A 14,176-nucleotide genomic window follows, 5' to 3' on the forward strand; every position below is an offset into this window, starting at 1 on the left:
TATTTTGAAAATAGTTAGTAAAAATAGGCTTGCTTTTTAAAAAGTTGATAACTATAATAAGTTAACAAATAGACATGAACGAAAAAGTAATGATAAGGACACGAAATCATTTTTACGGTTTACAGAGAGGGAAGTCAAGGGTGTGAGCTTCCTAACACGAGAAATGGTTTTACCACCTTTGAACTTCAATAGTGAACGAGTAATCTAGTAATTATTGGCGGTATCAGCCGTTATCTGAACTTGAGCAATCTAGGAGGAGGTACGTCTAGATTGGAACAAGGGTGGAACCACGAAAACACATTCGTCCCTTTCCTAGGGAAGAATGTGTTTTTTTATAGAATTATAGATTGAAAATTTAAAATAATTAAAAATATTATTGATTTTGTTTTTTATGCGAGTATAATGAGTTAACAAATAAACATGAACGAAAAAAGTAACGATAAGGACACGAAATCATTTTTACGGTTTACAGAGAGGGAAGCCAAGGGTGTGAGCTTCCTAACACGAGAAATGATTTTACCACCTTTGAACTTCAATAGTGAACGAGTAATCTAGTAATTATTGACGGTATCAGCCGTTATCTGAACTTGAGCAATCTAGGAGGAGGTACGTCTAGATTGGAACAAGGGTGGAACCACGAAAACACATTCGTCCCTTTCCTAGGGAAGAGTGTGTTTTTTTATTACTTTGAAAGGAGGTGCGGTAATATGAAACGATTTATAAGTACGGAAATAACCACCACCTGCATGACAAAAAAGCAGAGTAAGGTGATTTATAGATGTAACAATTAAACTTTTAGGAGGAGATTAGAAGATGAATAACGTTATAAATGTTGGGGTATTAGGTTTAGGTACGGTCGGAAGTGGTGTTGTTCATATTTTGAAAGAACATTATAAAAAAATCGCACTTGATACAGGATACGAAGTGAAAGTGAAAACAGTCGTTGTACGTGATTTGGAAAAAGAACGCGATGTTTGTATTGATGGAATTGCAGTAACAAGTCATGCAGATGAAGTTCTAAATGATTCAAATATTGATATTGTAGTAGAGGTAATGGGTGGAATTGAAGAAGCAAAGCAGCATATTGTTAAGGCTTTACGAAATAAAAAGCATGTCGTAACAGCAAATAAAGATTTAATGGCTGTATATGGTGCAGAGCTTCTTCAACTGGCGAACGATAATGATTGTGATTTATGTTACGAAGCGAGTGTAGCGGGCGGTATTCCAGTGTTAAGAGGACTAACTGATGGGCTAGCATCAGATCAAATTGAAAAAATAATGGGAATTGTAAATGGTACAACAAATTATATGTTAACAAAAATGAGTCAAAATGGATGGTCTTATGAAGAGGCTTTACAGGAAGCACAAAAATTAGGCTTTGCAGAATCGGATCCGACAGCAGATGTAGATGGACTAGATGCGGCAAGAAAAGTAGCAATTCTTGCAAACTTAGGTTTTTCGATGAATGTTTCATTAGATGATGTGCAAGTAAGAGGGATTCGAAAGGTCGAAAAAGAAGATTTACAAATGGCTGAAAAGTTAGGATTTACTATGAAGTTAATTGGTAAGGCTGAAAAACAAGGACCAGCCATTCATTTAAGTGTAGAACCGACGCTTTTACCGAGCCAGCATCCATTATCAAATGTGAATAATGAATTTAATGCGGTGTATGTCCATGGCCAAGCGGTAGGAGAAGTAATGTTTTATGGACCCGGAGCTGGGAAGTTACCGACTGGTTCTGCTGTAGTAAGTGATATTATTTCAATCGTTAAAAATATGAATCAAGTTCCGAAAAATAAAAGTGCGTTAAAAGAACCAGTTCCTTATGAATTACAAGGTGATGAAGAAGTAGTTTCGAAATATTTCTTACGTATTTCATTACGAGATGAGCCTGGGATGTTACAAAAAATAACAGAATGTTTCGTTAATTATTCTGTAAGTTTAAAAGAGGTTATTCAATTACCTTTAAACCGTGAACTGGCAGAAGTCGTTGTTGTGACACATCGAACTTCCAAGTATCAATTTGAACGAGTTTTAGAAGCGATAGAAGCTGTCGCAAGTGAAATAAACAGTTACTACATTATTGAGGAGGAAAAACAATATGTATAAAGGACTATTAAAACAGTATGCGTCTTATTTACCAGTGAATGAAAATACACCTGATGTCAGCTTAATGGAAGGAAACACGCCACTTATTCCATTATTAAATATATCAAAACAATTAGGGATTCAGCTATACGGTAAGTACGAAGGAGCGAATCCGACAGGTTCTTTTAAAGATCGTGGTATGGTCATGGCAGTTGCTAAGGCGAAAGAAGAAGGTTCAGAAGCAATCATTTGTGCATCAACAGGTAATACATCAGCATCAGCTGCAGCATATGCGGCACGTCTTGGGATGAAATGTATTATCGTAATACCAGAAGGAAAGATTGCACATGGAAAATTAGCGCAAGCGGTCGCTTATGGAGCTGAAATTATTTCAATAGAAGGGAATTTCGATGATGCACTTAAGGCTGTAAGAAATATTGCTGCAGAAGAGCCGATTACGTTAGTAAATTCAGTGAATCCTTATCGAATTGAAGGGCAAAAAACGGCAGCATTTGAAATTTGTGACCAATTGCAAAATGCACCAGATGTTCTAGCTATCCCTGTTGGGAACGCAGGAAATATTACAGCATATTGGAAAGGTTTCTGTGAATATGAGAAAGAAAAAGGTTATAAGAAGCCAAGAATCCATGGTTTTGAAGCGGAAGGAGCAGCTGCAATTGTAAAAGGGCATGTAATTGAAGAACCTGAAACAATTGCAACAGCGATTCGCATCGGTAACCCAGCAAGTTGGTCGTATGCAGTAGAGGCTGCCGAGCAGTCTCGTGGTGAAATAGATATGGTATCAGATGAAGAAATTTTACATGCGTATAGGTTATTAGCAAAAACTGAAGGAGTTTTCGCTGAACCAGGATCAAATGCTTCATTAGCCGGCGTAATTAAACATGTTGAATCTGGAAAAATCAAAAAGGGAGAAACAGTTGTTGCAGTATTAACTGGAAATGGTTTGAAGGATCCTGATATCGCTATTTCTTCAAATCAACTAGACATCGCAAATGTGTCAAATGATATAGAACAAATTAAAGATCATATTAAAGGGGTGATTATGTCGTGATACCATTTAGCGTTCGTGTCCCTGCTAGTACGGCGAATGTTGGTCCTGGATTTGATTCAGTTGGAATAGCTTTGTCATTGTATTTAGATGTGGTGGTTAAAGAAAAAGCTGATAAATGGCAAGTAATCCATTCCTTTGAAGAATCAATTCCAGCAGACGATAAAAATTTAATCGTTAGCACGGCATGTAAAGTATGTCCTTCTATATCACCCCATATAATAGAAGTTACTAGTAATATCCCATTAACGAGAGGGCTAGGAAGTAGTGCATCAGCGATTGTAGCTGGGATAGAGCTTGCGAATCAACTAGGCAATTTGAACTTAACTGCTGATCAAAAAGTTCAAATTGCTACAAATTTTGAAGGACATCCTGATAATGTTGCTGCTTCTATATTAGGTGGAACTGTAATTGGAGCACTTGATGGAAAGGATGTTTCCGTCGTAAGAATTGAGAGCAAGGAATTAGGTGTAGTTTCTCTCATTCCGAATGAAGAATTAAATACAGATGAAAGTCGATCTGTATTACCAAAGATGTTTCCGTTTCATGAGGCAGTTAAAGCGAGTGCGATAAGTAACGTATTAGTAGCTGCATTATGTCAAAAGCGGTGGGAAGTTGTAGGTGAAATGATGGAGAGAGACCATTTTCACGAGCCATATCGTTTAGAACTCGTACCGTTATTACCATCTATTCGTAAATGCGCAAAAGAATTTGGTGCGTACGGCACAGCACTTAGCGGTGCGGGACCATCTATTTTTATATTAGCACCATATGAGAAACGTCAAGAAATCGCTGGGCAGTTAGCGAGAGTATTTACAGATATGAAAGTATGTGAGCTTGAAATCGACCATAAAGGTATTATTGTAAATAAGGAAGAGCATATTGGATCGTAAAGAAAGCTGGCATGGCTAGCTTTCTTTACGTTGCAAACCTATTTTAAATTAGGTTTTTTCGGAAGAAAATATAAAACAAATGTTGATTTTGAATAATGTAAGTAAAGAGTGCATTCATTTTGGAGGTGATTACATGAATAAAGAGTCACCAGAAGAAAAAAGAGAGCGTATGAGACAAAGTGAATTAAAAAGTAATCCTACGGGTTCTTTACGTGACGGACTCAATAGAGCGGAAACAGGTAGTCCAGTTGATATAGCAGGCGGTATGAATTGGAAAGGCACAGGAATAATCATTTTAGTACTATTTTTAGGATACATTGTATACACTTATTTTTTCAGTTGAAGAATGCTTGTTAAAATTTTGATTTGCTTAGTTTCATAATTATTGAGAAAAAAACGCAGTTACTGTATTACATATCTTCTAAGCAAGTTATAGTTGTTCATATCAACTTTTAATACTCCAAATAGAGCTAGCAAAATGCTAGCTCTATTATTTTTTGCCACATTCCTGTAACAAAGCACCTGTATATTCATTGGTGGAGGTGCAGAGGATGAAAAAAATGATAGCGATATGTCTTCTTACAACTATGTCGTTTTCGACTTTAGTCGGTTGTGACGTAAAAGGTAGTAATGCTGTACAAGAGTCTAAAATAAAGAAAGCGACGTATAAAGATTTTACTTATGATGTAAATCCAGAAACATTCACATTAACTGTAGAACATGAGGGGGTAAAGGAACAGGCATCACAACCCCTACCGAAAATGAAGGTATCGAATGTAAAAAAAGAAAAGGATCGTACATCGTGGGAATATCCAGATCAAAAAGTAAAAATAAAATTAGAAAAGAAAAAAGACCACTTAAACATTGAAGTGGAATCGACTGGTGCAGAAAGCTTTACATGGCCGAAAGTAGAAGCTGAAAATTATACACTTCCGTTATGGGAGGGTAAGCAAATTCCGAGCAATGATGAGAATTGGAAGAAGTTTTTAAAGGATGATGCATATTCATTTGCTGAATCATTTTCTATGAAGTTTTTCGCATTAAATGGTTCGAAATATTCAATTGTATATATTGCAAAGAATATGTTTAATAATGAATTGAAATTTCATTCGGATCCGAAAATAGGATTTGATTTTACACATGAATTTCCGAGCATAAATAAAAATAAAACATATGGATTTCAATTATATGTGACAAATAATGATGCGGTAAGCATTACTAAACTGTATAAGGATGATATTGTTCAAAAAGGTGAATTTAAAACATTACAAGAAAAGGCTAGAAAAAATAAAGAAATCGAAAAGTTATATGGAGCGGCGCATTTTTATTTTTGGAATCAAAATGGTTTATCAGAAAGTAATATAAATTGGTCAAAACTAAGAGAGCAAATAAATAGCCCGCTGTTTAGTCATATAAAAGAACTTATTCAAAAGAATAGTTCAGAGCCTGGGGAACTGAATGTATTAGATCAAGTAAGTAAACAAGATTTTATTGATAAGTATCAAAAAAATGTTATTTTACGTTATATAAACGAAGTGTTATCTATGAAGGAATTTTATAAAGAGGATATTTTTCAAAACGTTAATCAGGAAGCTAGTGTGCTATTAAAGAAAGGTGTAGGTCACTTAACGAATACAGAATTGTATAGCTTAAATAAGCATTTATTAAAGTCGCTACTTGGTGATGCGGTTGAAGAGGTAAGTAAATGGGGTAATGCAGATGGAACGGACATACTAAAGGAAATGAAAGAGGCAGGAATAGAAAAAGCATGGATTGGTCTGCCGAACTGGGAACAAGGATTTATGCAACCTAATTTCGTGACAAAAGCTAAGGAAATGGGGTATTTAGTTGGTCCGTATGATTCGTATCATTCCATTCACGAAAAAAGTGATAAAAATTGGAACACAGCATCCTTTAATGACCCATCATTATACGAAGAGGCTACTGTAACGAAGAAAAACGGAGAAAAGGTGCAAGGCTTTTTAGGTAGAGGTCGCAAATTAAACCCGACTTTATCGCTGCCTAGTGTAAAGGAACGCATGAATGATATATTACAAAATGGTCCTAAATATAATTCATGGTTTATTGATTGTGATGCGACAGGTGAAATTTACGATGACTATTCAGCGAAACATATAACGACGCAAGAGCAAGATTTAAAAGCACGTTTAAAACGAATGGACTACATTGCGCAAGAAAAGGGTATGGTCGTTGGTTCTGAAGGCGGAAATGATTTTGCTAGTAGTACGATTGCATTTGCACACGGAATTGAAACACCTGTTATTAAATGGGACGATGAAGATATGCGGAAAAATAAAACAAGTCCGTATTATGTCGGTGGATATTGGTCACCAAATCAAAATGTGCCTGAAAAATATGCAAAACAAGTACCATTGAAAGAAGAATATAAACAAGTATATTTAAACCCAGTATATTCGGTACCATTATATAAATTAGTATACAATGATTCCGTTATTACAACGCATCATTGGGAATGGGGAAGTTTAAAGGTAAAAGATGAAGTTGGAAATCGAATGCTGTCTGAATTATTGTATAATGTTCCTCCGTTGTACCATTTAGATGAAGTAGAGTGGAATAAGCATAAAAAAGAAATTACAGAGCATCTAAAAGTTTGGAATGAAGTTCATGAAAAAGCAGTAAAAGAAGAGATGACGAATTTTGCGTATTTGTCAGAAGATAAGCTAGTACAATCTGTTTCTTATGGAAAAGATATTAAAATCATTGTGAACTTCTCAAATGAAGACATGGAAATAGAAAAAACGAAAATAAAAGCAAAGTCGGCTTACATTGATAATCAGGGGAAGAAAAGTGTGTATACGCCGTTTGAGAAATAATAAAGTTAAATATACTGTATTCATAGAGATTTTATAATTAGCTGGATTCTTTATTCATATCGTTTGTTAGGAAAAAGACATTCTAATTTAAAATGAAAGAGTTAATAAATTTGTAAATCCGCATGTTGCGAAGTGCTAAATTTTTGAAATTGGTAAATAGTGACTTGCCAAAAATAAGTACGAGAGTATAATGTGAAATGGAATACGTATTGGGTTTAAGTAGTAACCTTACAAAATTGTAAGGTTAGTGAAAGGAAATTCAATATGAAGATAAATAGACTTACATTATACTTGGTAAAGAGAAAGAGAGGCGAATGGGTATGAGCTCTGAATTAGAACAAAATACGAGAAGTAATAAAAAGCGTTCTAAAAGAAAGTCAATAAAATGGTTCATATTAATTCCATTTTTCCTACTTATTTTTGGAGGAGTAGGATATGGTTCGTTTATATATAATAAAGCAAAAGCTGTTGTAAATGATGCGTATGCAAAAATTGATAAGTCATCAAAGCGTGATAAAGAAGTCGAACCTTTAAAGGATAATATTTCAATATTAATCATGGGTGTAGATGGAAGTGAAATGAGAAAAAGCCAATATGGCGAAGCAGTTCGAACAGATGCACTTTTATTAGCAACAATTAATAAAGATGATAAGTCTGTTAAGCTAGTAAGTATCCCACGTGATTCACGTGTTTACATTCCAACTAGAAAAAAATTAGATAAAATTACTCATGCTCACGTATTTGGTGGCGTAGAAAGTACACGCGATACGGTGGAAAGATTTTTAAATGTACCTGTTGATTATTATGTGAAGTTTAACTTTGAATCATTCGTACAAATTGTCGATTCAATTGGTGGTATTGATATTGATGTCCCAGTTACTTTCACTGAACAAGATAGTAAAGACCAGGCTGGTATGATCCATTTAGAAAAAGGTTACCAACATTTAAATGGAGAACAAGCACTTGCACTTGCAAGAACGCGTAAAATTGATAGTGACGCAATGCGTGGACAGAGACAGCAACTTGTAATAGAAGCAATTGCTAAAAAAGCGATGTCTGTTCAATCAATTAGCAAAATGGGCTCTTTACTGGATGCGGTTGATAAAAATATGAAAACGAACTTAACATTTGACGATATGCTGGCCATTACAAAAAATATGGCAGGATCTAATTTGGAAATGGAAAAAATGCAAATAGAAGGTACAGATAAACGTATCGGTGGTATTTATTATTACATTCCAAATGAAAAAAATGTAAAAGATATTTCAAAAAAATTAAATGATCATTTAGGTGTAACGCCAAAATCAGTCCGAAACGAATAATAAAAAAAGATTGGCTTTTGCCAATCTTTTTTTTTGGAATGTATTTGTAACTTTTCTGTAACGATTTTTTAGTTTAGAAAAATTATACTCATATGTATGAGTATAATGGATAGGTAAAAAAGTAAAAGGACATATTCAAAATTTGTGGTAAGGAAAGATATCATATGCAGAAATGGTTAAGCATGATGGGAATTATCTTTATATTGACTGGATGTAAAATGTCTGAAGCTCCAACAAGTCTAATGGAAGCTCCTACAAATGAAAAATGGATTAATGAATTAAAGGAACAAATTGATAAAGATTTACCTGTTAATTATCGCTTACTTACTCCAATGTCTAACAAAGATAAACAGATGATTTGGTCAATGAATTTTAAACAAGATAATAAGAAAGAAGCCATCTTATTTTATAAATTGCCGAATGAAGATCATAGCGTATATTTAGCCGTATATGAAGAAATCGGAAATGGCTGGAGAATAAAGTCCACACATAAATTTGATGGTGGAGATGTAGATATCGTTGAAGTCGGTGATTTTACAGGGAACGGGAAGAGAGAGTTGTTAATCGGAATCTCTGTAAATCGTGAATCGTTAGAACATGTTATGTATGTTTTTTCGGAAGAAAATGAAGAGATGAAGGAAATATATAATCGAAGTTATACGAAGTTATTCATAGAGGATCTAAATGAAAATGGACTGAAAGATATAAGCCTTGTTACATTTGAAAAAGATGAGAAGCTGACAGTTGAGTTCATGGAACAATTTAAGACTTTATCTGAAGTGTCATACGATCCATTTATAAATAGTATTCAAAGAATACAAATGGGTCGTATATCTAAATCACTAAAGGCGGTAGTAATTGATGCAGGAGTTGGCGCTCATTCAGGTATAACTTATGTAGCAAAATTTGATCAGGATCATTATGAAGTATTACCTATAGGTGGGAAAGAAGATTTATTTAATGAATATGTTGTAGAAAGTAAAGATGTTAATGAAGATGGCATTATTGAATTTGTTCGTACTGTACGTCCAAAAGGTTGGGAGGATAAATCACATGGTGATAGTCCGCTTTTTGAACGTTACATACAGTGGAGTGAATCTGGAATTAAACCAATTGAAGAACGATATATAGATATAGAAAAAGGGTATTATGTGAAAATTCCTAAAGAGTTAATAGGGAAAATTACAATACCAGATCAGCAAAAAGAATCAAATTCTCAAAAGTTTTTGGATACAAGAACAAATAAAATATGGCTTGAAGTTCATATTTTTAAGCGGAAAGAATGGTTCAATATAAAAGGCTACAGCGCAGCAATTAAAACGGCTTCTCACGTATATGCAGTACCGAAGCAATCGGAATTTGAAAAAGTGAAAGCATATATAAAACCGCTAGCGGATTATCAACAAGAGTAGGAGGTGGGAATTATGTCAAAAATTTTAGTTTTAGAAGATGAATTAACGATCCGTAGCTTTATTGTTTTAAATTTAAAACGTGCTGGATTTTATGTAATAGAAGCTACTACTGGAGAAGAAGCATTACAGATTTTGAGTGAGCAAACTGTTGATATAGCACTGCTGGATGTAATGTTACCGGGGATTGATGGTTTAGAAGTTTGTAAGGCTATCAGGAAAGAAAATAAAAAAATGGGTATTATTATGTTAACCGCACGTGTACAAGATGAAGATAAGGTGCAAGGACTAGGAATAGGTGCAGATGATTATATTGCAAAACCGTTTAGTCCAGTAGTATTAACTGCACGTATACAGTCTTTATTAAGAAGAATAGAAGTACATGAAGAAAAAACGAATATTGTTACGTCAGGTCCATTTTCGTTAAATATTATAGAAGAAAGATTGTATAAAGATGGACAATTAGTCGATTTAACACCTACAGAGTATATGATATTACAGTATTTAATGAATCAGGCTTCAAAGCCAGTTTCGCGTGATGAAATTTTAAATATGATTTGGGGAACCAATTACGTAGGTGAGACGAAAGTAGTAGATGTAAATATGAGACGGTTACGTCAAAAGATAGAATGTAATCCATCAGAACCTGAATTTATTCTTACGGTGTGGGGAAAAGGATATGTGTGGAAGGAAAGTATGAGATGAAACGGAAAGTGACTTTATATTTTATGACGGTCATTACACTTATGCTTGTATTATTTGAAGTTGTATTTTCAGTCTCAATTTATCGATACTATTATAATGGTATTGTGCAATATATAGAGTCTCATGCGAAAACGAGTACACGTTTTTTTTCAGAATACAATTCACTATACTTTATTCGATTACAAGAATATAGTGGTGACATAATTAGTAGCTTTCAATTAGAAGGAACAGAATTACAGTTAATTGATCGTCACGGCTCGGTTATACAATCTTCAAGTGGTGAAAAGGTAGAAGGTAAAGTGAATATTCCACAATCATTATTAGAAGGTGAAATGTATAATCAAGTTACTACGAAAGGTAATAAAAAACAACTAGAGGTGCTAAGCCCACTTATACATCAAGGACAAACTATTGGTGTTTTAAAATATACGACTGTTTTAACAAATGTAAATAAAAAGATTATTGAAATTATTACGTTTACTATTTCTGTAGGTATTGTTATTTCGGGAGTCGCCTTCTTAATTAGTAGACGTTTGGCAAATTCATTTGTTGAGCCAATTGAATCCATTATTCAAGCCTCTTCACAAATTGCAGAAGGCACATTAAAGCAAAAAATTAAAGAAGATTATCCTGGAGAATTAGGTGAATTGGCACATAGTTTAAATTATATGGCCTATAAAATAGATAAGGCTGAGCAGATGAAAAATGAATTCATTGCTTCTATTTCGCACGAAATACGAACGCCTTTAACAGGAATTAAAGGTTGGAGTGAGACGTTAAAAACAGTAGATCATTTAACAGAAGAAGAAATAAAGCAAGGTATGGGCATTATTTCAGGTGAGACAGATAGATTGATTCATTTAGTAGAAGAATTGCTAGATTTTTCAAGATTACAATCAAATCATTTTAATTTATATAAACAAAAGGTGCAGTTGTACGATATACTAGAGGAGACGATTTGGCAATTAACTCCTAAATCGGAAGAGAAGGAAATTCAATTTATTACTACTATAGACCGAATTGAATTGATGGGAGATCGAAATAGGTTAAAGCAAGTTTTCTTGAATATTGTTCAAAATGCAATTAAGTATTCACATAAAAAAAGTACAATACACATTGAAGCGACTAAAATAGAAGGACAAGCAGTGATTAAGGTAAGAGACGAAGGGATTGGAATTGCTAAAGAACATTTACCATATATTGAGCAATCATTTTACCAAATTAATAATCATGCTGCAGGTGCAGGTATTGGTTTAGCTATCGTTAAAAAAATGGTAGAGCTTCATGGCGGTGTGCTTAGTGTTACAAGCAAAGAAGGAATAGGAACAACAATTTTGATAAAACTCCCATTATAATACAAATAAAATCTATTTATATGGTGAAATAAAAATAAATAGATGTATAATTATATTGGGCGATTTATATATAAGATTAATAGGGAGAGGAATTCGATAGAATGGAAAAAGCTTTAAAAATTAAACAAATAGTAGTCGTTTTAATAGCGATTGCCGCAGTAGCTATTGGGTATTACATGTTTCAATCAATTACTTCACCAGCAAAAGCTGTTGCGAAACAAGAAAATGTAGTGCAGCTTGCAAGTGAACAGCCGAAAGTTGAAATGAATAAAACGGCACCAAGTCGTTTTAATGGAAAAGAAAGAAAAGTTGCTTATCTTACATTTGACGATGGGCCAGGGAAATATACGGCTGAATTATTAAATACGCTAAAACAACATGATGCGAAGGCGACGTTCTTTTTAATTGGAGCGAATGTAAAAGAATTTCCTGATTTAGTGAAACGTGAAAATGCTGAGGGTCATTATGTAGGCATGCATAGTATGACACATAATTTCGCAAAGTTATATAAAAATGGCGAGTATGTAAATGAGATGAAAGAAGATCAAGGTTTAATCGCTAATATTATTGGGAAATCACCTAAATTAACACGTCCTCCATATGGTTCGATGCCTGGATTGAATGAAGGTCTTCGAAATAAAGTGGTAGAAGGCGGATTTAAAGTATGGGATTGGACAATTGATTCATTAGATTGGAGATACAATAAAATGCCAGTTGATGCAGCTGCAGCACAAATTGCTCAAAACGTATTAACAAACGCAACAAAACCACAAGAAGTAATTTTAATGCATGATATTCACCCGCAATCAGTTGCTGCTGTGCCAGCAATTTTAAAGGGGCTAAAAGAAAAAGGTTATGAGTTTGAAGCTTATCATGAAGAGAGTCACTTCCCAGTGAACTTCTGGCATGATAACCGTATGTAATGGAGGAATGAACGTTGAAGTATGGAAAAGTAGCAGTAGTTGGAGCATTATCAGTAGGACTTTTAACAGGTTGTTTCGGTGAAAAGCCAGAAGAAAATCTATATACAGCTTTTGAAACAGCAGCAACACAAGAAAAATCTTTAGTGGATGAAGCAAAAAAATTAGAGCAGTTAGAGAAACAAGGGCAAGAATTATATGCTCAAATTTTGCAAGAAGGTAAAGATCATAATGAAGCAGTTGTGAAGAAAATAGAGCAAGCTACTGCAAATGTAGATGATCGTGAAAAAGTATTGAAAAGTGAGAAAGAAATGCTAGAAAAAGCACAGAAGGAAACGAAATCTGTTCAAAGTAATATAGAGAAGATTGAAGATAAGAAGTTACAAAAACAAGCAAAAGCAGTAGAAGAGTCGTATAAGAATCGTTATGATGCATTCCAAAAGATGAATGAAAATTACACGAAAGTGTTAGCAACTGAAAAAGAACTGTATGAAAAATTAAAAGTAAAAGAAACGAAATTAAAAGAAATCGGTGAAAAAGTTAAAACTGTTAATGAATTAAATGTGGAAGCACAAAAGTCGAAAGAGCAGTTTAACAAATTTACAAAAGAGTATAATGACAGTAAATTAGCATTCTACAAAGGTGCAGAAATTAAGATTAAAGATCAGAAATAAAGAAGAATCTAAAGTGTAATAAAAAGCCGGAGAAACATCGTTATAAATGTTTTTTCGGTTTTTTACGTTAAATGAATAGAAAAGACTGGAATTGATATCATAAAAGAGTTATAGTGAGTTATTCTAAGGGAAACATTGTAAAGTAAGGAGAATAGGAATATGTCATATGAATTTTTACTCAAATTAGGTTTAGCACTCTTTTTAGGATTATTCATCGGGATAGATAGGCAGCTAAAGAATAAACCACTTGGTGTGAAAACAAGTATGGTTATTTCTGTAGCAAGTTGTTTAATTACGATGGTTTCAATTGAATCTGTGCATGTATATTCTGTTCCAGGACATACAAATATGGATCCGATGCGACTGGCCGCTCAAATTGTTAGTGGAATTGGTTTTCTTGGCGCAGGTGTCATTTTACGAAGAAGTAATGACGTTATTTCTGGATTAACAACAGCTTCTATGGTGTGGGCTGCTTCAGCTTTAGGAATCGCAATTGGTGCGGGATTTTATTTACAAGCGACAGTTGCTATGGTTTTAATTATTTTAGCGATTAATGTACTTCCGCAACTTGTGAAAATTGCAGGACCGTATTCATTAAGACAAAAGGATTTATCTATAAAAATTACTGTTAAAGAGCATCATGAGTTAGATGGTATATTTAAGCAAATTAAAAATTTAGGCATGCATGTGAAACGCGTGAAAATTAAAGATATAGATAGTGGAGCATTTCAGCAACTAGAGATGGTTATTTTAGCTCCAGAAGATTTATATACAACAGAATTATATAGTTCCCTGAAAGAGATTGATCGAGTAGTTTCAGTTGAAGTGGAAAGTAGATAATTGTGATAAAAAAGAGTGAAGTGAATTCACTCTTTTTTATTTGGAT

12 protein-coding genes and 2 other annotated features are annotated in these 14,176 nt (G+C 33.9%); all 12 genes read left to right on the plus strand.

Features of this window, described 5'->3' with window-relative positions; translation table 11 throughout:
• Nucleotides 1-80: 80 nt before the first annotated feature.
• Nucleotides 81-312 (plus strand) — a binding site (T-box leader).
• A gap of 115 nt (nt 313-427) precedes the next feature.
• Nucleotides 428-659: a binding site (T-box leader), on the plus strand.
• 154 nt (nt 660-813) lie between these two features.
• The 12 genes from ACTFRU_RS12755 to ACTFRU_RS12810 all read left to right on the plus strand — a co-directional run bounded on the left by ACTFRU_RS12755 (nt 814) and on the right by ACTFRU_RS12810 (nt 14,130).
• Nucleotides 814-2,109 (plus strand): homoserine dehydrogenase, encoded by a 1,296-nt coding sequence (locus ACTFRU_RS12755; protein WP_001066901.1) that lies wholly within the window; start codon nt 814-816, stop codon nt 2,107-2,109.
• Nucleotides 2,102-3,160 carry a threonine synthase gene (gene thrC / locus ACTFRU_RS12760; protein ID WP_000276437.1) on the plus strand — a complete coding sequence of 353 codons (1,059 nt, stop codon included), beginning with the start codon at nt 2,102-2,104 and terminating at the stop codon, nt 3,158-3,160. Before ACTFRU_RS12755 ends, thrC begins: the two co-directional genes overlap by 8 nt.
• Nucleotides 3,157-4,050, plus strand: a complete 894-nt coding sequence (thrB, locus tag ACTFRU_RS12765; protein ID WP_000612098.1) for a homoserine kinase — start codon at nt 3,157-3,159, stop codon at nt 4,048-4,050. Before thrC ends, thrB begins: the two co-directional genes overlap by 4 nt.
• Before the next feature lie 133 nt (nt 4,051-4,183).
• On the plus strand, nt 4,184-4,393 hold the full coding sequence (locus ACTFRU_RS12770) for a DUF6366 family protein (protein ID WP_001031482.1): 210 nt from the start codon (nt 4,184-4,186) through the stop codon (nt 4,391-4,393).
• Nucleotides 4,394-4,601: 208 nt separating this feature from the next.
• Nucleotides 4,602-6,905, plus strand: a complete 2,304-nt coding sequence (locus ACTFRU_RS12775; protein ID WP_142384878.1) for a glycoside hydrolase — start codon at nt 4,602-4,604, stop codon at nt 6,903-6,905.
• A gap of 320 nt (nt 6,906-7,225) precedes the next feature.
• Nucleotides 7,226-8,227, plus strand: a complete 1,002-nt coding sequence (locus tag ACTFRU_RS12780; RefSeq protein ID WP_001987131.1) for an LCP family protein — start codon at nt 7,226-7,228, stop codon at nt 8,225-8,227.
• A 164-nt stretch (nt 8,228-8,391) separates the two neighbouring features.
• Entirely contained in the window at nt 8,392-9,639 is a 1,248-nt protein-coding gene (locus ACTFRU_RS12785; protein WP_001174867.1) for a hypothetical protein, read from the plus strand.
• A gap of 12 nt (nt 9,640-9,651) precedes the next feature.
• Nucleotides 9,652-10,341, plus strand: a complete 690-nt coding sequence (locus ACTFRU_RS12790; protein WP_000036071.1) for a response regulator transcription factor — start codon at nt 9,652-9,654, stop codon at nt 10,339-10,341.
• Entirely contained in the window at nt 10,338-11,696 is a 1,359-nt protein-coding gene (locus tag ACTFRU_RS12795) for a sensor histidine kinase (protein WP_000824532.1), read from the plus strand. Before ACTFRU_RS12790 ends, ACTFRU_RS12795 begins: the two co-directional genes overlap by 4 nt.
• A gap of 101 nt (nt 11,697-11,797) precedes the next feature.
• A complete protein-coding gene (locus tag ACTFRU_RS12800; RefSeq protein WP_000409484.1) occupies nt 11,798-12,619 on the plus strand; it encodes a peptidoglycan-N-acetylglucosamine deacetylase in 822 nt (273 codons plus the stop codon).
• A 14-nt stretch (nt 12,620-12,633) separates the two neighbouring features.
• On the plus strand, nt 12,634-13,290 hold the full coding sequence (locus ACTFRU_RS12805) for a YkyA family protein (RefSeq protein WP_000873566.1): 657 nt from the start codon (nt 12,634-12,636) through the stop codon (nt 13,288-13,290).
• A 159-nt stretch (nt 13,291-13,449) separates the two neighbouring features.
• On the plus strand, nt 13,450-14,130 hold the full coding sequence (locus ACTFRU_RS12810) for an MgtC/SapB family protein (RefSeq protein WP_000119510.1): 681 nt from the start codon (nt 13,450-13,452) through the stop codon (nt 14,128-14,130).
• The last annotated feature ends 46 nt before the right edge of the window (nt 14,131-14,176 follow it).

The sequence above is a fragment of the Bacillus cereus group sp. MYBK220-1 genome, from assembly GCF_051916445.1.
GTDB lineage: Bacteria > Bacillota > Bacilli > Bacillales > Bacillaceae_G > Bacillus_A > Bacillus_A cereus.